Consider the following 20,167-nt stretch of genomic DNA (forward strand, 5'->3'; position numbering starts at 1 on the left):
TCGCCCCGACCCCGGTCCACGCCCGGAGAGGCGAACGATCCGGCGTTGTCCGCGTCCGAGGAGAGACGAGTGCCCGACCTCACCGCGACACCGTGTCACGCTGAGCGCCGTCGAGGCGTACCTCGGCTGGCCGGACGGCTCGCTGGCGCGGCACTCACCGGGATGACGGCCACGCTGCTGACGTCTTCGCCGGCCCGGGCCGCGGACGGGACCGTCGTGGCGCCAGCCGCGACGGTGTTCGTCGGCCTGCTCGCCCTCGCCGCGACGACCACCGTCGCAGGTCTGGTACTGCTGCGGCCACTCGCCGCCCCCGGAGCCCCCGCCGCGCGCTGGCTCACCGGCAGCGCGGTCGCCGCCGCCGCCGCACACCTGCTCCGCCTCGGCCTGGGCGGCGACGCCCCCGTCCCCGCGACGCTGGCGCTCGCGGCAGCCGGCCTTGCCCTGCTCCGGTACGCCGGGCGACCCGCCGTCGGCGTGCCACTGGCCCTGATCGTGGCCGCCGGCACCGGCCTGCTGGCGCTGCCCGCGCAGACCGTCGGCGGGAGCCTGGCCGCCGCCGGACACGGGGTGGCCGCCGCCCTGCTGCTGGGCGGGGTAGCCACGGTGCTCAGCGCCGACCCGACCCGACGATGGCGCGTCACCCGCCGATCCGCCCCCTGGGCACTCGCCGCCGTCATCGCCGAGGCGGCAGCCGGGGCCATCCGTCTCCACGTCGACCGCACCGCGCCCGGCCTGGAGGAGCCCGCCTGGGGCACTCCGTTGCGTTGGATCTGCCTGGCGATCGCGCTCGCCGGTGCCGGCGGCCTGCTCGCCGGTCTGCATCACCGGTGGCGTCCGGACCGGACCCTGCTGCCCGGGCAGGCGATCGCACTGCCCGGAGTCCTCATCGCCGTCATCGCCACCACCACGGTGGCCCTTCCCGCGTCGCCCGGGCACCCCGGCGTACCCCTGCTGGTCACCCTGGACACCGGTGGCCGGGGAATCCCGCTGGTGGTGGTGCCGCAACGACCCGGCTGGAACCTCGTGCACGTCGGCGCCGAGGGCGTCTCCGTGGGGCTGCGCACCGACCGACTCTCCCCCGTCGGCCGGCGGCCCGGAGCCGCGAACGGCTGGGCCCTCATCCACCTCCCGCCCGGGGACAGCCGGCTGCACATCGCGTACGGGGGACGGACCGCCGTCGTCCGGCTTGATGCCGGCGCAGCCAACGCCGGCGCACCCGACGTGAGTGGCCCGGACGGGCCCGAATGCGTCAGCGCGGCCCTCGGCGCGCTTCTCCGAGGCACCTCTTCGCCGCTGGAACGCTGCCCGGCGGACCTCCTCACCCCCAGCGACCGGGAAGACCTCAAGACCACTGTCGCCTTCCTCGCGCCCCGGGCCGAGGGCGCCATCGGCGTCGTCGGTGACTCCTCGGCACGATCCGTCGCGGCGGTCGCCACGGTCACCGCAGCCGCGCAGCGGGCCGGGCTGCGGGTGGTACCCGCTGGGACCGGACGACATCCGACGCTTGTGGTGACCGGTTGGGCCGAGGCGGAGACGGCGATCCGCGACGCCGCGCGGGGGCCCAGCGCGACGCTCGGCACCTACCTGGCCCCCTGGCTACTCACCGCGTCGGTGCTGCGGCCCGCCACCGGGCAGATGCTCGCGCTCCGGTTCGACCCACGGAAGGAGTCGGTGTCGCGCTACCTCACGGAACTGGCACGCCGCTTCCCCGGCGAGCCCGCCACCGTCTCCGGCTACCTGGCCTGGCAGGGAGACCGACCCACCGGGCCGCCCCGGATGTACGCCGCCGCCGCGGTGTCCCTGCCCGGTCCCGTGGCCCACGCCGGACACGGCCGGTCCGGGTTCCTGCCCGGGGGTACGGTGACCGCCGTGACCGGCCCACTCGGCTGACCTGCCGCTGGCCGGATGTCAGTCCGCAGAGCTTCGGGGCGCTTCTCGCCGGCACTGTCGACTACGAATCGGGGCTGGACGCGCTACCGTCACGCCCTCGACCGAGGTCGACCCGGCGCTGGTGGCCGCGAAGGACGAGGCGTGCGCGCGGCTGTGGCGAGGCGGGTGGCAGCCGGCCGGAGTCAAGGACCTCCCGACCGAGGCGGAGACGTACACCGCCAATTGCCCAGGATCTGGTCACCCGACACGGCCCTGGATGAGGCGCTACAGGCCGTCCGGGGCCCCGCCACCGTGCCGTACGCACACCGCATCGGCGTGGTCCACCCACACGAGAGAGAGGGAAGGCGTCCCTGCTCGACGCCGTAGCCCGGGCCGGCCGCTGCCGCACCGTCTCGTCACCGGGCCTGGCGTTCAGCACCGCCTTCGGCTTCGGCAGCGACCTCGACATCGACATCGACGCGGTCGGCCTGCTTCTACACCTCGCTGCTGGCGCAGGCACACTGGGCGATGGCTCGGGCCGAGTCGCCGGGCAGCAACGCCGGTCGCGGTCGCCCGCTACGCACCTTCTCAGACTCCCTCCACCCGGCCTTCTTGATCCTGAGACGCCCGGCGCGGTGTCGGATCTGCGGCAGGTCGTTCGTAGAAGAGGTGGAGGCAGTCGGTGTCGGCCTTCCGGGACAAGGGAGTCGAGACGGCCTGGTACTTGATCTAGTTCGACCGACCATCGAGAGGTGACGGCATGGGCAAGCTCATCTACGTGACGAACGTGTCGCTTGACGGCTACATCGAGGACGAACGCGGCGCGTTCGACTGGTTTCCACCGGACGACGAATATTTCGCTTTCACCACCGACATCCTGCGGTCTGTGGGCACGTTTCTCTACGGGCGGCGACTGTACGAGGCGATGGCCGTCTGGGAGACCGACACCGCTCTGGCCGCGCGGTCCGAACTCATGGCCGGCTTCGCGAGCACCTGGCAGGCGGCGAGCAAAATCGTGTACTCCACGACCCTCGCCGCGGTGTCAACCGCCGACACCCGACTCGAACGCCGTTTCGACCCCGCCGCAGTACACAGACTGAAGACCGCGGCCGGCAGCGATCTCACCGTAGGAGGTGCCAACCTCGCGACGCAGGCATTCAAGGCCGGTCTGGTCGACGAGTGCCAGCTGTTCGTCCTGCCCATTGTCGTCGGCGGGGGCAAGCCAGGGCTGCCGACCGGCATACGCACAGAGCTCGAACTCCTCGACGAGCGCCGATTCCGCAACGGCGTCGTGCACCTCCGCTACCGCCTCTCGGGCAGTGACCGACAGCCCCTGCCCGGTTCGCCGACGCTTGCATGACACGCTGAATGCTGGCCAACGCCCCGGTCGAGATCCTCCTTGACTCTCGATCCGGTCGAGGGCTCACCCTTCACGGAAGCGTCCTGCATGTGTTTGACGAGCTGGGAGGTTCTGGGATGCTCGACCTGGAAGTATTGCGCCCCATACTTCGGGCGAGCTGGGGAGCCGACACCTGCGACCCGCACGACTTGCAGGATTGGCGGCCAGACAACCCCGCTCGGGGCCAATGCGGAGTGACTGCGCTGGTCGTCCAGGAACTGCTCGGTGGAGATCTGATCCTCGGCGAGGTCTTCGCGCAGGACGCCAAAATCGGCCACCATTACTGGAATCGGCTACCCGACGGCCAGGACGTAGATCTGACGGCGGACCAGTTCCGGCAGGGAGAAGTCATCGTCGGCGGTCAGGTGCAGCAACGGCCACCGGGTGCCCCTCGACGATGCCGTGAGCAGTACGAGACCTTGAGGCAGCGTGTGCTCGCCGAACTCGGCGCACCGACACTGAACCCGCGTGGATCTCCATAGCCTGGCGCGACCGCGACGACCAGCAGCACCCCGGCGCCCGGGCAGCACTGCGTCTGCTACTGAACCCCCGGCACCCCGAGACCTACACCGGACCACCGCTGTACTGGCTGTCGTGGACGGCCCACTCCGTCGCAGCCGCCGGCGACAACCGCAGCGTCGCCGCTCTCCACAACGGCGTATGCGGCATCGCCCACACCACCGCCTCCGTCAGTGATGGCCTGGCCCGCTCGCACTGCTGGCCATCCTCGACCCGTGGTGAAGCTACGCGCCGACGGCGGCACGACCACCGGCGGCATGAAGATCATCCTCGGTGCCGCAGCGGTGGACCCTGACTCGGGTGTCGGATCTGAGCGCCCGGATGTGCCGCACCCGGCATACGCTGCGCGGCACGCCGTACCTGCTGCACCGCATCGGCTGATCGGTGCGGGTTCCGGTGTCGGGCAAGGGCTCCGGACGAGTCTAGATCGCCGGCATGGACTAGATCGCCGGCCTGGCCTGCTACAAACCCGGCCGAAGGTCCGGGCTCGGGTGTGGTCGTTGTTCGGGCAGGTCCCGGCCGAGTGCTGCCTCGACCAGATCAACGAAGGCGTGACCGGTCTGTACGTCGAGCAGCGTGTTCCATCTCAGGTCGATCTGCCAGCGTTCCCGAGCCCAGGCGACCAGCTCGACGAACCGCAACGAATCCATATGCGGCAGATCGGACAGCTTTGCAGCCAGGTCAATCTCCTCCAGACCGACCTCGCACACGGCGGCGACCTGCTGCCGCACCTCTTCAATGATGGTCATTCGTATTCCTCCTGTACCGGACAGCTGCTTGCCCGGCTTCGACCGCCGAGATCACCGTCTGAATGCTCAGACGCAGGAACGATCGCGGAGTTCAGACTTGTGATCCTGACCGCCGCAGCGGCCGTTGTCGGTCGACCCAAAGTCGATCCCCGGGGCCCGAAACACGCCGCCGAGATCGAACCGCGTGAAGCGGCATGGCGTGCGGAACCGCCCGCCGAAGCGCCATGCCCTCGTCGGCAGCACCCAGACGGCGCTGACCGGCAAGCCGCCGAGCAGCCGGCCGCCTCGCCGCGGCTGAACGCCCTCTGCGCGAATTTCCTGTCCCATCTCGAGGAGAGCACCCTGGCGGCTGTTTTTTCGTGGCGGTCAACGCCGAGTTCGACACCCGCCCGGCGTGGTTCGCGATCGCCTCACCCAGTTGCACACGAGCTGGCTGCGAACTCTGGAGGCTCAGTACGCCGCAGCCCGGCGGCCGGTCTGCTCGACGGTGACGCCGAGCCCGAGCGGGTCGCCTTCGGGCTCAACGCCTACCTGCACCTGGCCAACAACATGTACATGCTCTATCGCGACAGCGCCTACCGTGAGCGGGCACGCCGAAGTATCGCCAGCCGCCTCGGGACACATCCTCACGAGGTGGTCGAGGGATAGGTGCCCATCGAGTCGTCGAGCCGTCGCCCCTTCAGCCGGGCCGCGTCGAACTGACGGCCCAGGATCTCGGCCATGGGAACAGCGGTCCGGGTGACCTCGCGGTCGGCGATCGCCGCCTCATCTGCCCAAAGCGCGGGAGAGATCGCGATTCCCTGATCGGCGCGGAGCGCCATGACGTCTTGACGCCACATCGGCCAGAGCCGGCCGTCGTAGAAGTGCGGTAGATCGCCGGACACGCACCAGGCCAGCCATTCACTGTGAGACATCTTCATTCGGGCCCAGCTCAACGTCGCCGGGTCGAAGTAGATCACCTCGCCCGGCACGCCAGGCCGCCCGGCTCCCGGCCGCAGGCCATTGAGAAAGAAGATGCCGCCCAGCACGTCGTGCGCGACGATCAGCCCCTCGGTTGGGGTCCACATTCGGTCGACGTCCACCGGAAAGTCGTTGACCTGACCGATGCTGGGCAGGCTCTCCTCCGGGCACGGCGAGCCGCCAAGGATACGCAGCCAACCGTCGTAGAGAAGTATTCCACCGCTGTTCAGCGCGATGGCGCCAAGCGACGAGTTAGCCGCGACCTGAAGCTGGCACAGACTGGCAACGGCCTTGTCGTGGTCGGCCGGAAGAATTCGCGGCGCGGCGAAGCTGCGCGACAACACATCCACCAGGATGAGCCACGAGGTCTGGTCGTTCTCGACGACGTTCAGCTCACTCGTCATCGGTGCACGCTTGTCCCGGAAGCTGCGGCTAAACGCCACGCCTCCGGTCGCCCGGTGAATGCGCATCGGCGCGAAGTCGGGTGTCCCATACTCGACACGACGGACCCCGGACCAACAAGTTCAGCGTCCGCCGAGTGCTCGTACGGCTCTCACCGGGTCGAGGCGCGCCAGAAAGGCAGCGCAGCCGACAGGCCCCACCGAACGGAAGGCCGACCGGGCACGAGCCGGCACCTACCCGCTCGGTGCACGACTACGTGCACAGGCCAGCGTTGGGCAGTACCAGCACCTTCGAACTATGGCGCATCTACGGCTCGATGACGAGACGGGTGATCCGTTCGCCGTCGAGGGTGAAGCGGTAGTGCAGGTCAACCATGCGTCCCGGAAAGTCACCCTCCAGATGCTGGACGATGTCCCATCCCGCCTCGCCGCCGTGGGTAGCACTGACGAACTCGGTCGTATACGTGTACTCGGAGGACGACCTCTCAAGCCAGCCCCGGATCTTGTCGCGGCCGTGATAGGTACGCCCTTCGTCCGTCACGAGCGCGTCGAGGGCGAAGGCGTCGATCGCCGTCTTCGTGTCGCGTGCCTCGTGCGCGGGCAAGAATGTGGTGATGGCGGCCGGCAGCTCATCCCAGGTGAACTTCCCGCCTTCGCTCGATGCCGTCATGACCTCACGTTCGACCCTCTCCCCGGGAGAGGGTCAACCTGAAGGAGAGCGCCGAGGGTGACGGCAAGACGGGCATGACCGGCGGAAAGATCATCACGGTCGCACCGCCATGCCGATCGCTATGGGTGAGTCAGGCGCGGCGGCGAGCTTGGCGGCAACGCTCGACGTCACCGGCCAGGTCGACGGGGCTCATCTCTCGGCCAGATGGTCGAGCCGCACGCGGTGGGCGGCCCGATCCGTCGGGTCGAGCACGGGATGACGAACCGCCGACAGCCGGCCAGGGCTGACTACCTGACCCGGGCGGCCCGACGACAGTCAGAACGCCTCCGAAAGGGGTTAAGGCCCCGGTCAAGCAGACGCGGCACGACGGCGAGGTCACAAAGACGTACGACCTCGTCTGAAGTAGCCGCGGCATCAGGCCGGGGTGAGCCGGAAGACGGGCCAGCCGATCTCGGTGCGCCATCGCTGGTCGTTGTCGACGTCGCGAGGACCGACCAGGTAGGTCTCATGGACCGGGCCGCCGACGACGAGAGTGTGCGAGGCTACCCAGGCACCCAGCCGGCCATAGGAGACGTCGATGTCGTCGTGCCGGCCCGCGTGCACGGTCACCGCGAGGTCCGCCGACGGCAGCTCAAGGATCGTGATCCGGCCGCAGGCCACCGGACGGCGGACCGGACGGAAGACGGTCATGGCACCGACGCACTCGGTGAAGAGCTCGTTGGTGTAGAGCCCGCCTGGCGCTCCGGTGCGCTCGGCGGGGGGAAAGGCCGCGTCCAGCTCGTCCATGGCCGTGTCGAACCAGCCTACCGCTTCCTCCAACCGGACGGCCGGTGTGCTGATCGCCGCCACCGACCGGGCCGGAACCGAGCGCATCTCGACTTCGAGTTCGTCCGCCTCCGGGCGCAGCAACTGGCGCAGCGACACGACCGCCGCCCGCGTACGGTCGAGCTCGGCCTCCAGCCGGCGCAGATGACCGGCGAGGAGCTCGGTCCTCTGCTGCGGGTCTTCGGCCGCCAGGATGGACTTGACCTCGACCAATGGCATGTCCAGCTCGCGAAGCCGTTGGATGACCTGCGCGGTCGCGATCTGGTCGGGGTTGTAGTACCGATAGTTCGTGAACGGGTCCACCGTTGCCGGTTCCAGCAACCCGGCCTCGTGATAGCGGCGCAGGGTCCGCACGCTCAGGTGGCTGAGCGTGGCGAACTCGCCGATGGTCAAGCCGTTGCGCATCTTCTCAGTCTCCATCCTCCGACCTCGTGCGAGTAACCAAGCGACAGATGATCCTCGACGACACCAGCCGACCCGTCGGCCTGCGCCCGGAAGATCTTGCGCCGGCAACGTGCTCGTTTTCCGGGGGGCCTCCGTAATTGTCCGACGGTCTGGTGCGGGAGACGTTGAGACACGTCCATCCATTCGATGGGGGTTCAGGTGCCGTACGCCGTCAGCGACCTCCGGCCGCCACTGCGACGAAGCCAACTTGAGAACATCCACTTCTCGCGCCACATGTTTGATGCCAGTTGATCGGCGGGCCACTACAAACGACCTTCATGCCCGCCGAGTGGCGCTATCGGTGACTACGGCCATGCACGAGCTCGCCGTACGCGAGGCATTCTCGAATCTGTCCACCGCCGATTTTTACGCCATGTGACAGGCTAACTCGCGTTTCGCCGAAGCCCTGCGGTCCGACAACGTGGAAGCGGCTGTCGCCGCCGACGACCAATTCCACGAGGTTGCGGTCATCGCCTCCGGCGATGCCGCTCTGCGGAAGGTGCTCGAGCAGTTCACGCCCCCACAGCGCAGCCGAGCGACTCAGATTCTCCTCACTCGGCGGCTGCGACCCGGTCCGCCAACACGACCGGCTCGTCGAGCTGAGCGAGTCCGGCGACGTCGAGGCCGCGGTGGCCGCGACCGGGCCAACTGGCTGACTCTGGCGCCCCTGCTGGGCCACCCCGGTGCCGGTTCGGCCTTAAGCTGATCGCGGCTCGGGCGGCGTCGAGCACGGCGCGGTCTCGGGTTCGGTGCTGGTTGGCAACGCGGCGCTGGCGTGCCCGATGTCGCCATCGAGGGCCATGCCCTGGGCGGGCCGATACCGCGTACATCGGCGGGGCCGCTGACCGAGCTTCTCGCCACCGGACACTGGCTGGCCGCCGCCGAACGGCCGGCCTATCTGCGATGCGTCGGCCTCACAAGACTCGCTGTCTTCGGGATTCGGTCGACCGCACCACGATTGCCCATTCTAGTTATTCCGGAATCGACTCCACATCGGCGTAACTAACATTTAAGTAATATTACACAGGTACCTCTTTACACTTTTCCCGAAGCTACCGGATTGCTACGGGGATGAATTCTATGACCACCGCAACAAGCGTTACCGACGCGCAGATGCGGGAGATCCACCATAACAACGGCGGGGCATTGCTCTGCTTCCTGCGGAGCCTGGTCCCCACCACCGCCTCGCACACCGCCGAGGACCTGGCGCAGGAGACCATGCTCCGCGCTTGGCGGAACCTCGACGCCGTGCCGCGCGAGCCCGAGTCGCAGCGGCGCTGGCTGTTCACCGTGGCCCGCCGGCTGGTCATCGACGCGCACCGCAAGCGGCAGTCGCGACCCGTGGAGGTCAATCTCCTCGGCATCGAGCCCGCCGCGTCCGGATGGGAATCCGCCGAGACGGTCATCGCGAAGCTCACGCTGCATGACGCCGTCAGGGAACTCAGCACCGCCCACCGCTCGGTCCTCCATGAACTTTATGTCGAGGGCTGCACCCTGGACGAGGCTGCGGCCCGGCTCGGCGTCCCAGTCGGGACCGTCAAGTCACGGGCCCACTACGCCATGCGTCAACTCCGAAACGCCCTGCTGACCGGCTGAGCCTGACACCGCGGGCGCCGGCCGACGCGCCCACGCGGGGAGATGACGGAGTCGTCAGCGCAGCAGACGTACGTTCCGGAAGAAGCTACGGATGAGATGGCCCGATGTTCAGTCCATCGACCGATATTTTCTGTCGAGATAGTCACCAATCCCTCGGTTGTCGTGGCAAAGAACCCGAGAAAGGCTGTGGGTGGCGCGCCTGACGGAATCGACCCCAGGAGGTTCAGCATGGGCAAGAGAACTCGTATCGTCGCGGGCCTGACCACGGCCGGCGTCGCGGCGCTTGTCGGTCTACAGGCTCAGCCCGCACAGGCCGCTGTCGACGTCCCAACATCGGGGCTGAGCATCTTCGAGGGCACCTTCGCCAAGATCCTTCTCTACGTCCCCGAGCCGGACGGCACCTGCCTGACGATGCCGCCCACCGCAGCCTCGCTCACCGGGGAGCGCATCGTCGAGCAGGTCAGCGCCTTCACCGGCCCCAACTGCACCGGGTCCCAGCAGAATCTCGGCACGTTCCGCACCTTCACCGCCGGCAAGTACCAGTCGTTCCGGTCCTACTCCTTCTAATTATGTAGCCGTCTCCGTCGCCTCGTGTGCAGCAGCGCGCGAGGCGGCGGGTCGACCACGCCCGCCACCCGGCTGCGCGCCACCGCCCGCTACGGGTCGGCTCGGCAGCAGCCCACCCTGGGTCCGGCCCACGACCTGGTGAGCCTGCCGGCTGACATGGTGCCGACGTGCCGACTTCCACACCGGCAACGTGGTGCCGGCGCGAATCTGGGCCCGCGCCGGCACCGGTAACCAGAAGTACGTTGAGCAGCTCAGGCACCGGCGGGCAGCCGAGTGCCGCGCGGAATGCTGCCGAATTGCCCGGCGTGGAAATCGCGGTAGGCCTGCTCGATCTCGTCGCGTGAGTTCATCACGAACGGACCGCTGGCATACACGGTTTCCCCGATGGGCCGCCCGGCGAAGAGCAGTAGCCTGGTTTGCTCGTCCCCGTCGCCGGTGGCAAGCGCAAGCGTGGTCGGCTCGCCCGGACCCGCCACCGGATCGGACCACGCGATCTGTCCTGCGCGTACACCGCGGCCACCGACCGTCAGCCGGCCGGAGAGCACGTAGGCGAACGCGCGCTGGTCGCCGTCGAGCAGTTGCCGGTACTCGGTATTCGGGTCCAGCGTGATCAGCATGCCGAGGATCGGCCACTGGTTGACCGCCGGCCCTCGCACCGCCCGCGTCTCGCCCGATATCAGCTGAATCAGCACGCCGGGCTCGGTGTGGACGGCGTGCATGCCGGCTCGCAGATCCTGATAGCGGGTGGGCACCATCTTCTGATCGGCCGGCAGGTTGACCCACATCTGCAGGATGTGCGCGTGCTCCGACCGGGCGGCGACCTCACGGTGGATGATGCCGCGGCCCGCGGTCATCCACTGCACGTCTCCGGGCCCGAGCACCCCGGCATGCCCCATGCTGTCACCGTGCTCGAGCGCTCCGTCCAGGATCAGGGTCACGGTTTCCAGGCCGCGGTGCGGATGCCAGTCGAACCCGGGCTGGTTGACCAGTTCCTCCCCCATCACCAGGAAGGGGTCGGTCCAGGCGTCCCTGCCCGGCGCGATGATCATTGAGCTTTTGGCCGACATCCGCGTCGGACCCAACTCCATCTTGTCGAGAACCCGTTGCACTTTCCGCTTCATGACGCCTCTTTTCCTTGACTAGAGGGAAGCGTCCTGCGGACCGCCACGGTTGACAAACGTCACCGAAGCAGCTTACTTTTCAGAAGTGACTAGCTCGCGCGAGACCCGGGTCGACGAGGAGAGCTGCCTGCGCATCCTGCGTGCGATCGACATCATCGGCACCCGCTGGACCGGGCCGATCCTGCTCGCCGGCGCTCGCGGTGCCCGCCGCTTCAAGGAATATCGCGCCATGGTTCCAGGCATCTCCGACCCGCAGCTGACGCTGCGCCTCAAGCAGTTGCAGGAGCGCCATCTTCTCGAGCGCACCGTCGTCCCCAGCACCCCGGTCCAGATCACCTACACTCTCACCCCCGAGGCCGAACAGCTAATCGCCTCGTTGCAACCGTTGTCGCGGTGGACTGAGCAATATTTCCCGCACGGCGATTGATCTCTGGGGTCTGCCGTCCGTCGTAAGGATGTGACCGACAATCTCGCGACCCGCCCGTGGCGTTCCGGCGATCTCGACATGCTTCGGACGTCCGAGTCGCTCTTCGTACCGCAGACCTACCCTCGACGCTTCCTCGCCGGCTCCCGCCGGTTGCGCCCCTTCCACCTGCTGGTGTCGGACCAGCTGACCGCGTCCGCTCGCCGCTGGACCGGGCAGGTCGCCGTGGCGGGCGACAGCATCGTCGCGCTTGCCGAATGTGCCTGGGATCCGGCCGATCCGGAGTCACCCACCGTACGGTTGAACGTCGCCGAAGACCGACAGGGCACCCGGCTCGGTCACCAGGTCCTGCGCGAGCTGGTCGGCCGCTGTCTGAGCATCGGCCTGCCCACGTTCATCGTCGACTACGCGGCGTCCAACGTCACGGTGGAATCGATGTTGCAGGCGATAGCCGCCGAGGCCGGCGACCGGTATGCGCCGAGCGGGTCGACGCGGGGTGGCCTCGGCCACCTGACCGTCCGGGCCGCGAGCTAGCGCGGGTCGATGCACACCGTCAGCACCCGGCTGCTCCTGACCTGTGCCGCGATAGGCGTCGCCGGCGGCCTCGCCAACATCGGGAACGCGTACCTGTTCAATGTGATGGCAGTCGTCGCGCCGGTATTCCTCGGGGCTTTCACCGGGCTTTACTTCCTGCCCGGAATCGTGGCCCAGGCCGCGCTGCGCCGCGGCGGCGTGGCTCTGCTCACCGAGCTGATCGCCGGACTGGTGGCGGCCCCGTTCTCGCCGACCGGGTTCATCAGCGTAAGCGTCTTCGTGATCCTGGGGCTGCTGCAGGAACTGCCGTTCCTGTTGAGCCGCTACCGCTACTGGGCGCCGTGGGTCTGGTATGCGGGCGCGGCCTTCGCGGCGGCGTTCTTCGGCGCGTTCTGGCATCTCGCGTACGACATGAACAGCCGCCCGGTGTGGGCACAGCTCACGCTGCCCGCCCTGCTACTGCTGACGTTGACGGCGGTGGTGTGGATGGCCCGCCGGTTGGCCGCGCGGGTGGCCCGCACCGGGGTGTTCCGGGGGCTCGCGAACGACCCGCCGCTATGACCAGACCCGTCATCGACGTCCGCGACCTGGGCATCCGGCACGACGGCCGGGCCCGGAACACACCCGACGGCCTCAGCTTCGAGCTGTACGCCGGCGAGACCGTGCTGCTTCTCGGACCCAGCGGCTGTGGAAAGTCCACGCTGGCTCTCGCGCTCAACGGGCTTGTGCCGCAGGCCGTGCCGAGCCGCATGAGCGGCCGTGTCGTGGTCGGCGGCACGGACACCCGCGACACGCCGGTCGCCCGGCTCAGCACGCGGGTCGGCATCGTTTTTCAGGACCCGGACAGCCAGATCGTCACCGGCACCGTACTCGACGAGGTCTGCTTCGGACCGGAGAACCTGCGGCTGCCGGTAGAGACGGTGCTGATCCGGGCCGAGGAGGCGCTGCGCCGGGTCGGGCTCTGGGACCGTCGGCACGACAACCCCGACGTGCTCTCCGGCGGCGGCCGACAGCGCCTGGCTGTCGCCTGCGCGCTCGCCCTAGAGACCGGCGTGCTGGTGCTCGACGAGCCGACTGCCAACCTCGACCCGGCCGGCGTCGACGACGTGTACGCCATCCTGCGCGACGTGGCCGCGACCGGGCAACACACCATCGTGCTGGTCGAGCACAACCTCGACGTCGCCCTGGGGGTGGTCGACCGGGTGCTGGTGCTCGACCGCGACGGGCGGCTCGCGTTCGACGGACCGGCCGATGAGATCCTCCGGGAGCACATGGCCGATCTGCTCGCGTTGGGAGTCTGGCTGCCCGCCGCGACACTGGCCGCCCTGCGCCTGCGGGAGGCCGGTGTGCCGCTCACCCCGCTGCCGGTCACCGGCGACGAGCTCACCACTGCGCTCGACACGTGCCCGAGCCTGCCACCACCGATCGTGCCGGCCCCGCCCGAGCCGGACGGAACCCCGTTCGCCGTGACGGTCCGCGATCTGACCGTGGTACGCGGCGATCGAAGAATCCTCGATCGGGTCAGCCTCGACGTGCCCAGCGGCGCGTTCCTCGCGATCGTCGGCGCCAATGGTGCCGGCAAGACCACGCTGCTACGCGCGATCGCCGGAGTGACGCCGCCGCCGCGGGGCCGGGTCCGGCTCGGTGACGTCGATCCGGCCGTCGCCGACCCGAACCGGCTCCTCCAGACCGTCGGCTTTGTGTTTCAGAACCCGGAGCACCAGTTCGTTCAGGACACCGTGGCGGCCGAACTGACGCACGGGCTGCGGCGACTCGGCCTTGGGGCCGGCGAGATCGAGCCGCGGGTTGCCGCGATGCTGGACCGCCTCGGGCTCGACGACGCCCGCGAGGTCCACCCGTTCCTCCTCTCCGGCGGGCAGAAGCGGCGGCTGTCGGTCGGCACCGCACTGATTGCCGGCGCACCCGTGCTGGCCCTCGACGAGCCGACCTTCGGGCAGGACCGGGCCCGCGCCGAGGAGTTGCTCGACCTGCTGGCCGTGCTCAACGCGGCCGGAGCGACCATCCTGATTGTCACCCACGACCTGCAACTGGTCGCCGACCACGCCAGCCACGTCGCGGTCCTCGATGCGGGGCGACTGACCGGTATGGGGACCACCGCGGAAATCCTCGGATCCGGTCTTGTTCCACTGCCTCCGTTCGCGCGGGCCATGCGGCGGTTGACCCGGCACCCGCACTGGCAGCAGGTCAACTCGGTGCGCGAGCTGGTTGCCCACCGATGACCCTCCGGTTCCTGCCCCACCTCGACCCGCTGGCCAAGGTGGCCGGTCCGCTGCCGGCGATGCTCGTGCTGGTCTTCGCCCGGGATCTCCGGCTACCACTGACCTGCGCCTGCCTCACGCTCGGCGTGCTGTTGATCGGCGCCCGCCTGGACGCAGGAATGCTGCGCCTATTGTTGCTCTGGCTTCCGCTGGTGGTGCTCGTCCTCGCCGTGAGCCTGGGCGCATGGACCGACCCGAGCCGCGTCGACCGGTCGGTGCCCCTGGCTCAGGTGGGTGATCTGCGGCTATATCTCGGCTCGGTGCTGGCCGGCCTCGCCACCACGGTGCGACTCGCGGCGATCCTGCTTCTCGCGATGATCGGGGGGCTGACCACGTCCGGTACCGATCTCGTGCGCGCCGCCGTGCAGCACCTGCGGCTACCCTACCGGGTCGGCTACACGGCGCTGGCCGCGTTCCGATTCGTGCCCCGTTTCCGCCACGAGCTCGGCATCATCGTCGCCGCGCACCGGGTGCGGGGCAGCGTGACCGGGCGGGGCCCGGTCGCGGCGCTGCGCCGTCAGTCCGGCTACCTCGTTCCGTTGCTGGCCGGAGCGGTCCGGCACGCCCAACGGGTGGCACTCGCCATGGAGTCGCGCGGCTTCGGCGCCTACCCGACCCGCACCGAACGGCACCGGCTGCGCTGGCATGCCCGGGACACCTCGTTCGTAGCCGCTTGCTGGTGCCTGACCCTTCTGATCCCGTTCGTCTGAGGAGGACACCGTGGCTCGCCACAGCCGACCCGTCCGGCCCGCCCGCCAGGAGTTTCTGCGCGCCGAGGTACTGCGCAGCCAGCGGGTGAGCCCCACCTTCCAACGGGTCACGATCGGCGGCGAAGACCTGCGCCGCTTCGCGCCGATGGGCTTCGACCAGTGGTTCCGACTCTTCCTACCCGGCCCCGGACAGCACGAGATCACCCTGCCGGGTCGCACCGATCTGCTGGGCTACGCGCGCTATCGCGCCATGCCGCCGCGGATCCGCCCGGTGATGCGCAACTACAGCGTGCGGGCATTCCGTCCGGAGGTCGCCGAGCTGGACATCGACTTCGTCCGTCACCAGGGCGGCTACGCCTGTTCCTGGGCCGACAAGGCCCAGCCGGGCGAACCGGTAGCCATCCTGGACCAAGGCATCGGGTACAGTGCCCCCGCGCACGTCGCCTGGACGCTGCTCGCCGCGGACGAGACCGGACTGCCCGCGATCGCCGGCATCCTCGCCTCCCTACCCGCTGCCACCCGCGGCCTGGTGCTGCTGGAGGTGCCGGACCGCTCCGACATCGCGCCGTTGCTGGCCCCGGAGGGCATGGAGGTGCGGTGGCACTTCCGGACCCCCGACGAAGCCGCAGGCCGCCCGACGCTCACGACCGTACGGTTGGCGGAACTGCCGGACCAAGCGGGCTACGCCTTCGTGGTCGGCGAAGCCGCCATGGTCGCCAGCGTCCGTCGGCACCTGGTGCACGACCGCGCGATGCCCAAGGCGGACGTGGCCTTCTGCGGCTACTGGCGCCACCCCACAACCTAGGGTGGTGCCCTCGGCGGTGAGGTGCGCTGAGTGCTCACATCGAAGACAGCAAGAGGATCTGCACGCTCTACACGCCGTCGCCGTCGCGACTGAGCTTGGTCAGGCGTCGGCGGATCTGCTCCTCCTGCCACGGATCCGGCCTGCCGGATCCACCCCCGTCGTGCGTCGAACTACGGCGCACGACGCGGGCCGGGTGCGGTCAGAGGTACCCGGCCCCGTGCCCCGGTCAGGTCGGGAAGTCGGCTCCCCGCGAGAGCGCTTCGGAGGAGCGGATGTCGGCGAGGTTCGCCTCCAGCGCGGCGACGGCCGCGTCGAACCCGTCGCTACCGAGGACGAGCCGACGGGGAGGTGCGTCCTCAGTCATCGCGGCGAGCACCGCTCGAACTCCACGTGCCGGGTCGCCGGGCTGTTTCCCGTCCTGCTCCACCATGCCGGCGCGGACGTTTTCGAGCATGGGCAGATACGCCGGGATGGTCTCCTGGACGGGCTCGCCGGAGAAGCCAGCGTAGGCGCGGGTGCGGAACGCGCCCGGCTCCACCGCCATCACCCGGATGCCGAACGGGGCGACCTCGTCACGGAGCACCTCGGTGACGCCCTCCATCGCGAACTTGGAGGCGCTGTAGTAGCCGAACCCGCCGACGCCGCGCAGCCCGGCTACCGACGACATATTGATGATCCAGCCGCTTCTCCGGGAACGCATGCCGGGGAGAACCGCACGGATGACCGAGAGCGCGGCGAAGAAGTTCAGCTCGAACATGTGGCGGATGTCGGCGTCGGAGGTGCCCTCGATAGAGCCGAACCAGCCACGGCCGGCATTGTTGACGAGCACGTCGATCACACCGAAGTGCGCCTCGACGTCGCGCACCGTCCGCTCGACGGCCTGCTGGTCGGTGACGTCCAGGCGCAGCACCAGGACGCGGTCACCGTACGGCCGGGCCCACGCGTGCAGCTCATCGGGTCTTCTCACGGTTAACGCCACGCGGTCGCCGTTGTCCAGCGCGGCCCTGGCGTACGCCATGCCGAACCCGCCGGGCGTACCGCCAGTGATGAACCAGGTTCTCATGGGCCAACGATTGACTCTCCCCCTGGGGGAGAGTCAAGGATGCGGACAGTGACCGTGCCCGTATCGGCCGTGAACCACTTCGCGAAAGCGGCTTGTCTCCCTGCGGTGTGTACGCTAAAGACGGCAAGATCGGTTGTTCTGAGTCGAAGGGGTTCGACCTCTTGAGCGCTCTGGGTGGTCCCACGTTCGGTCGACCAGATTCCTGTTGCACATAGGGGGATAGTCCTGTGCCAACGACCAGCGGCGACGGGAGACCGTTCTGTTTCGCCGTGCTCGGGCCGGTGCAGGTCTGGCGGTACGGCGTGGAACTGGACCTCGGCGCCCGGCAGCAGCGCCTGATCCTGGCACTGCTGCTGGCCAACGCCGGGCAACCGGTCGGTATCGGCGACATCGTCGAGGCACTCTGGGACCAGCGGCCACCCGCAAGCGCGGTCAACGTCGTACACCGCTACATCGGCGCGTTACGGCGCCTCTTCGAACCCGGTCTGCCGGCCCGATCGGCCGGACGGTGGCTGCTGGGCGACGCGGCGGGTTACCGCATGCGCGTCGACACGGACAGTCTCGACCTGCTGAAACTGCGTCAGCTGACCGGGCAGGCGCGAGCGGACGAGCTCGCCGGGCGGCTCACCGAGGCGATGTCGGCATATGGGGACGCGCTCAGCATGTGGCGTGGACCGACTGGCGGTGCGTCCGAGCTGGCCTCGTACGACCGCCTTGCGTTCAGTGTGGTGGACCACGAGTGCGCGGACCTGGCCCGGGAGGCCACTTGCCTGGCGTTGCGTCTGGACCGGGTCCGATCGGTTCTTCCGGTGTTGTGGCGCCTGGCCGAACATCGCCCGCTGGACGAAGCGTTGCAAGCCCAGTTCCTGTTGGCGCTGACCGCCGACGGCCAGCAAGCCGAAGCGATCGCGCTGTACCAGAACATCCGCCGCCGGCTTGCCGATGAGCTGGGAGTAAATCCGGGTGACGAGCTCCGTGAGGCGTACCACCTCATTCTGCGGCAGAGCGCGGCCGGACCGGAGTCGTCCGGGAAGGCCGAGCCGCCGCCCGCTGCGCAACCGGGCCGGACACCAATCGGCCGAGCCTCGGGCCTCACCGCGGTGCTGCCCGCCCAGCTGCCGGCAGACCTGCCCTGGTTCACCGGTCGCGACGAGGCCCAGCGCCAGACGCTCGGCTTGGTCAACGGCCACGTAATGACCCAGGCGTCGATGCCGGTGCTCGCCATCGACGGCATTCCCGGCATCGGCAAGACCGCCCTGGCCATCCACCTGGCCCACCAACTGGCCGACAGCTATCCGGATGGGCAGCTCTACGTCGACCTGCAGGGCTTCGACCCCGACCAGTCGGTGCTGCACCCCGCGGAGGCCCTCCAAGGCTTCCTCAACGCGCTCGGTGTTCCGGACACCGACATCCCGGCGAGCCATCACGCCCGCAGTGGCCTGTACCGCAGCGTCCTGGCCGGCCGCCGTATCCTCGTCGTGCTCGACAACGCGCACAGCGTCGAGCAGGTCCGTCCGCTGTTGCCGGGCGCGCCCGGCTGCCTCGTAGTGGTCACCAGCCGCAAGCGTCTCACCGGCCTGGCCACCGCGCACGGCGCCCACCTCATGACCCTCGACGTGCTGCCACCCGAGGACGCGCGCAACTGCCTGATCCTCCGGATCGGAGCGGACCGGGCCTCCGCCGCCCCGGAAGCGATCGACGAGATCATAGAGCGATGCGGGCGGCTTCCGCTGGCGCTGGCGATGGTCGCCGCCCGCGCCCTGGCCCACCCCGATCACCAGCTAGCCGACATCGCCCGGGAACTACGGGAGGCGCAGGGCAGCCTGGACGGGTTCTCCGTCGACGACATGGCAAACGACATCCGGGCGATCTTCTCCTGGTCGTACCGGATGCTCGGTGCCCGCGCCGCTCGCCTGTTCCGGTTGCTGTCGCTTCATCCCGGCCAGGACATCACGGTCGCGGCGATGGCCAGCCTCGCCGGCGTACCGCTGGGCGAGGCGCGTCTGCTGGCCGGCGAGCTGGTACGGACCGGCCTGCTCGCGGAGCACACCGTGGGCCGGTTCACCAGCCACGACCTCATTCGGGCGTACGCTCAGGAGTTGGTTCACCTACACGAGGACCACCAGGCCCGACAGTGTGCGGCCGAACGGCTCGGCCACCACTACCGGCAGACCGCGTACGAAGCGGATCTGCTGCTCAAACCCACAATGGTGCTGGATCCGCCGGAGACGCTACAGGGTGTGGTCGTCACCCGCCTGAACGACGCCGCTGAGGCGGTCGCCTGGTTCAACGCGGACCGGCACGTCCTCAGGGCAGTGGTGCAGCGACAGCTCGATGACGGCCGGGTCGCTACGGCCTGGCGGATGGCGATCAGCTTGCAGCGTTTCCACCAGGGCGAGGGCTGGTGGCACGACTGGGCGGCGATGGCGCGCGCCTGTCTGCTCGCGGCCACTTCCGCCGGGGACGACCTCGGCCAGGCCCACCTCTCCCGCAGCTTGGCCGGCGCCGAGCACGTGCTCGGCAACCATGACGCGGCCGCGCGTCTGCTCCGTCAGTCACTGGACCTGTTCGTCGGGCTCGGACTTCGCTGGGAACAGGCCCTGGTGTACCGCAACCTCGGCCAGGTGAGCGTCGCGCAGGAGAGTCATCTCGATGCCGTCGCACACTACGAACGCGCCCTGCGCATCTTCGAGGCGCTGGGCGACCTGTCCGACCAGGTCATCGTCCTGTGCTGTCTGGCCGACGCGCATTCCTGCCTCGGCCGGCCGAACGTCGGAATGGATTTTGCCAACCGAGCGCTGCCGATCGCCAGAGCGATGGGTGACCTCAACGGCCAGGGCCTCTGCTACGAGACGCTGGCCAAGTGCTTCCAGGCCAAGGGAGACCTGACTGCCTCGCTGGCGTCCTGGAGACGGGCGGCCGACATCTACCAGCAGACCGGGTGGCGGATGAACTCGGTCGAGTGTCTGCTGCCACAGGGCGACGCCTCGCTGGCCCTCGGTGACCCGGACGGCGCCCGTGCGGCCTGGCAGCAGGCACTCGAGCTGCTGAGCCACCTGCGGGTGCCCCAGGTGTCCGCGATCAAGGAACGCCTGCGAGGCATGGAGACAGCAAGAGCCGTACGGGTGCCCGGCGGTCGCCGCTGAAACTCGTCCCCTCCGTCGGGGTCGAGTGAGGGACACGGGCCTTCACCGTGCGATCCCCGGCCGGTCACAGAGGACCGGGGACCGCG

19 protein-coding genes are annotated in these 20,167 nt (G+C 69.1%); 12 read left to right on the plus strand and 7 right to left on the minus strand.

The window, feature by feature from the left end:
• The first annotated feature begins 69 nt into the window (after positions 1–69).
• The 3 genes from O7601_RS25020 (at position 70) to O7601_RS25030 (ending at position 3,750) form a co-directional block, all read left to right on the plus strand.
• Positions 70–1,890, plus strand: a complete 1,821-nt coding sequence (locus O7601_RS25020) for a hypothetical protein (protein ID WP_281563539.1) — start codon at positions 70–72, stop codon at positions 1,888–1,890.
• A 739-nt stretch (positions 1,891–2,629) separates the two neighbouring features.
• On the plus strand, positions 2,630–3,229 hold the full coding sequence (locus O7601_RS25025; RefSeq protein ID WP_281563540.1) for a dihydrofolate reductase family protein: 600 nt from the start codon (positions 2,630–2,632) through the stop codon (positions 3,227–3,229).
• Positions 3,230–3,345: 116 nt separating this feature from the next.
• Positions 3,346–3,750, plus strand: a complete 405-nt coding sequence (locus tag O7601_RS25030) for a hypothetical protein (RefSeq protein ID WP_281563541.1) — start codon at positions 3,346–3,348, stop codon at positions 3,748–3,750.
• Between the two features lie 498 nt (positions 3,751–4,248).
• On the opposite strand, the gene O7601_RS25035 is transcribed toward O7601_RS25030, so the two are convergent.
• From O7601_RS25035 to O7601_RS25055, 5 genes are all read right to left on the minus strand, one after another.
• The gene (locus tag O7601_RS25035; RefSeq protein WP_281563542.1) at positions 4,249–4,536 is read right to left on the minus strand and encodes an acyl carrier protein; all 288 of its coding nucleotides are present in this window, start codon (positions 4,534–4,536) and stop codon (positions 4,249–4,251) included.
• Positions 4,537–4,602: 66 nt separating this feature from the next.
• Positions 4,603–4,863 carry a hypothetical protein gene (locus tag O7601_RS25040; RefSeq protein ID WP_281563543.1) on the minus strand — a complete coding sequence of 87 codons (261 nt, stop codon included), beginning with the start codon at positions 4,861–4,863 and terminating at the stop codon, positions 4,603–4,605.
• Positions 4,864–5,162: 299 nt separating this feature from the next.
• Positions 5,163–5,900, minus strand: coding sequence for a DUF2625 family protein (locus O7601_RS25045; protein ID WP_281563544.1), 738 nt, complete (start codon positions 5,898–5,900; stop codon positions 5,163–5,165).
• Between the two features lie 304 nt (positions 5,901–6,204).
• Positions 6,205–6,567: a nuclear transport factor 2 family protein gene (locus O7601_RS25050; protein WP_281563545.1), complete on the minus strand. Its 363-nt coding sequence runs from the start codon at positions 6,565–6,567 to the stop codon at positions 6,205–6,207.
• Between the two features lie 414 nt (positions 6,568–6,981).
• A complete protein-coding gene (locus O7601_RS25055) occupies positions 6,982–7,812 on the minus strand; it encodes a MerR family transcriptional regulator (RefSeq protein WP_281563546.1) in 831 nt (276 codons plus the stop codon).
• Between the two features lie 1,104 nt (positions 7,813–8,916).
• On the opposite strand from O7601_RS25055, the gene O7601_RS25060 reads away from it, so the two are divergent.
• Both O7601_RS25060 and O7601_RS25065 read left to right on the plus strand, forming a co-directional pair.
• Positions 8,917–9,432: a sigma-70 family RNA polymerase sigma factor gene (locus tag O7601_RS25060; RefSeq protein WP_281563547.1), complete on the plus strand. Its 516-nt coding sequence runs from the start codon at positions 8,917–8,919 to the stop codon at positions 9,430–9,432.
• Positions 9,433–9,660: 228 nt separating this feature from the next.
• Positions 9,661–9,999, plus strand: coding sequence for a hypothetical protein (locus tag O7601_RS25065; protein ID WP_281563548.1), 339 nt, complete (start codon positions 9,661–9,663; stop codon positions 9,997–9,999).
• Between the two features lie 251 nt (positions 10,000–10,250).
• Here the strand turns inward: O7601_RS25065 and O7601_RS25070 are convergent, their stop codons facing one another.
• Positions 10,251–11,120 (minus strand): pirin family protein, encoded by an 870-nt coding sequence (locus O7601_RS25070; protein WP_281563549.1) that lies wholly within the window; start codon positions 11,118–11,120, stop codon positions 10,251–10,253.
• 85 nt (positions 11,121–11,205) lie between these two features.
• Between O7601_RS25070 and O7601_RS25075 the strand changes: the two genes are divergently transcribed.
• The 6 genes from O7601_RS25075 to O7601_RS25100 are packed head-to-tail and all read left to right on the plus strand — an operon-like array spanning position 11,206 to position 15,872.
• Complete coding sequence (locus O7601_RS25075; protein ID WP_281563550.1) at positions 11,206–11,547, plus strand: helix-turn-helix domain-containing protein; 342 nt, start codon at positions 11,206–11,208, stop codon at positions 11,545–11,547.
• Positions 11,548–11,577: 30 nt separating this feature from the next.
• Positions 11,578–12,078 carry a hypothetical protein gene (locus O7601_RS25080; RefSeq protein WP_281563551.1) on the plus strand — a complete coding sequence of 167 codons (501 nt, stop codon included), beginning with the start codon at positions 11,578–11,580 and terminating at the stop codon, positions 12,076–12,078.
• 9 nt (positions 12,079–12,087) lie between these two features.
• Positions 12,088–12,639 carry an ECF transporter S component gene (locus O7601_RS25085; protein WP_281563552.1) on the plus strand — a complete coding sequence of 184 codons (552 nt, stop codon included), beginning with the start codon at positions 12,088–12,090 and terminating at the stop codon, positions 12,637–12,639.
• Positions 12,636–14,318 carry an energy-coupling factor transporter ATPase gene (locus O7601_RS25090; protein ID WP_281563553.1) on the plus strand — a complete coding sequence of 561 codons (1,683 nt, stop codon included), beginning with the start codon at positions 12,636–12,638 and terminating at the stop codon, positions 14,316–14,318. The genes O7601_RS25085 and O7601_RS25090 overlap by 4 nt, the downstream gene beginning before the upstream one ends.
• Positions 14,315–15,067: an energy-coupling factor transporter transmembrane component T gene (locus tag O7601_RS25095; RefSeq protein WP_281563554.1), complete on the plus strand. Its 753-nt coding sequence runs from the start codon at positions 14,315–14,317 to the stop codon at positions 15,065–15,067. Before O7601_RS25090 ends, O7601_RS25095 begins: the two co-directional genes overlap by 4 nt.
• Before the next feature lie 10 nt (positions 15,068–15,077).
• A complete protein-coding gene (locus O7601_RS25100; protein WP_281563555.1) occupies positions 15,078–15,872 on the plus strand; it encodes a siderophore-interacting protein in 795 nt (264 codons plus the stop codon).
• A gap of 226 nt (positions 15,873–16,098) precedes the next feature.
• Here the strand turns inward: O7601_RS25100 and O7601_RS25105 are convergent, their stop codons facing one another.
• Positions 16,099–16,935: an oxidoreductase gene (locus tag O7601_RS25105; protein WP_281563556.1), complete on the minus strand. Its 837-nt coding sequence runs from the start codon at positions 16,933–16,935 to the stop codon at positions 16,099–16,101.
• 227 nt (positions 16,936–17,162) lie between these two features.
• Here O7601_RS25105 and O7601_RS25110 point away from each other — a divergent pair, with 227 nt between their 5' ends.
• A complete protein-coding gene (locus O7601_RS25110; RefSeq protein WP_281563557.1) occupies positions 17,163–20,081 on the plus strand; it encodes a BTAD domain-containing putative transcriptional regulator in 2,919 nt (972 codons plus the stop codon).
• Positions 20,082–20,167 lie beyond the last annotated feature (86 nt).

The sequence above is a fragment of the Verrucosispora sp. WMMD573 genome, assembly GCF_027497175.1.
Taxonomy (GTDB): Bacteria; Actinomycetota; Actinomycetes; order Mycobacteriales; family Micromonosporaceae; genus Micromonospora.

What these genes read in the sequence shown, in the direction of transcription:
- O7601_RS25025 (WP_281563540.1), top strand. Translation starts at nt 2,630, where the DNA reads ATGGGCAAGCTCATCTACGTGACGAACGTGTCGCTTGACGGCTACATC.
- O7601_RS25030 (WP_281563541.1), top strand. Translation starts at nt 3,346, where the DNA reads ATGCTCGACCTGGAAGTATTGCGCCCCATACTTCGGGCGAGCTGGGGA.
- O7601_RS25035 (WP_281563542.1), bottom strand. Translation starts at nt 4,536, where the DNA reads ATGACCATCATTGAAGAGGTGCGGCAGCAGGTCGCCGCCGTGTGCGAG.
- O7601_RS25040 (WP_281563543.1), bottom strand. Translation starts at nt 4,863, where the DNA reads ATGGGACAGGAAATTCGCGCAGAGGGCGTTCAGCCGCGGCGAGGCGGC.
- O7601_RS25045 (WP_281563544.1), bottom strand. Translation starts at nt 5,900, where the DNA reads ATGACGAGTGAGCTGAACGTCGTCGAGAACGACCAGACCTCGTGGCTC.
- O7601_RS25050 (WP_281563545.1), bottom strand. Translation starts at nt 6,567, where the DNA reads ATGACGGCATCGAGCGAAGGCGGGAAGTTCACCTGGGATGAGCTGCCG.
- O7601_RS25055 (WP_281563546.1), bottom strand. Translation starts at nt 7,812, where the DNA reads ATGGAGACTGAGAAGATGCGCAACGGCTTGACCATCGGCGAGTTCGCC.
- O7601_RS25060 (WP_281563547.1), top strand. Translation starts at nt 8,917, where the DNA reads ATGACCACCGCAACAAGCGTTACCGACGCGCAGATGCGGGAGATCCAC.
- O7601_RS25065 (WP_281563548.1), top strand. Translation starts at nt 9,661, where the DNA reads ATGGGCAAGAGAACTCGTATCGTCGCGGGCCTGACCACGGCCGGCGTC.
- O7601_RS25070 (WP_281563549.1), bottom strand. Translation starts at nt 11,120, where the DNA reads ATGAAGCGGAAAGTGCAACGGGTTCTCGACAAGATGGAGTTGGGTCCG.
- O7601_RS25085 (WP_281563552.1), top strand. Translation starts at nt 12,088, where the DNA reads ATGCACACCGTCAGCACCCGGCTGCTCCTGACCTGTGCCGCGATAGGC.
- O7601_RS25090 (WP_281563553.1), top strand. Translation starts at nt 12,636, where the DNA reads ATGACCAGACCCGTCATCGACGTCCGCGACCTGGGCATCCGGCACGAC.
- O7601_RS25095 (WP_281563554.1), top strand. Translation starts at nt 14,315, where the DNA reads ATGACCCTCCGGTTCCTGCCCCACCTCGACCCGCTGGCCAAGGTGGCC.
- O7601_RS25105 (WP_281563556.1), bottom strand. Translation starts at nt 16,935, where the DNA reads ATGAGAACCTGGTTCATCACTGGCGGTACGCCCGGCGGGTTCGGCATG.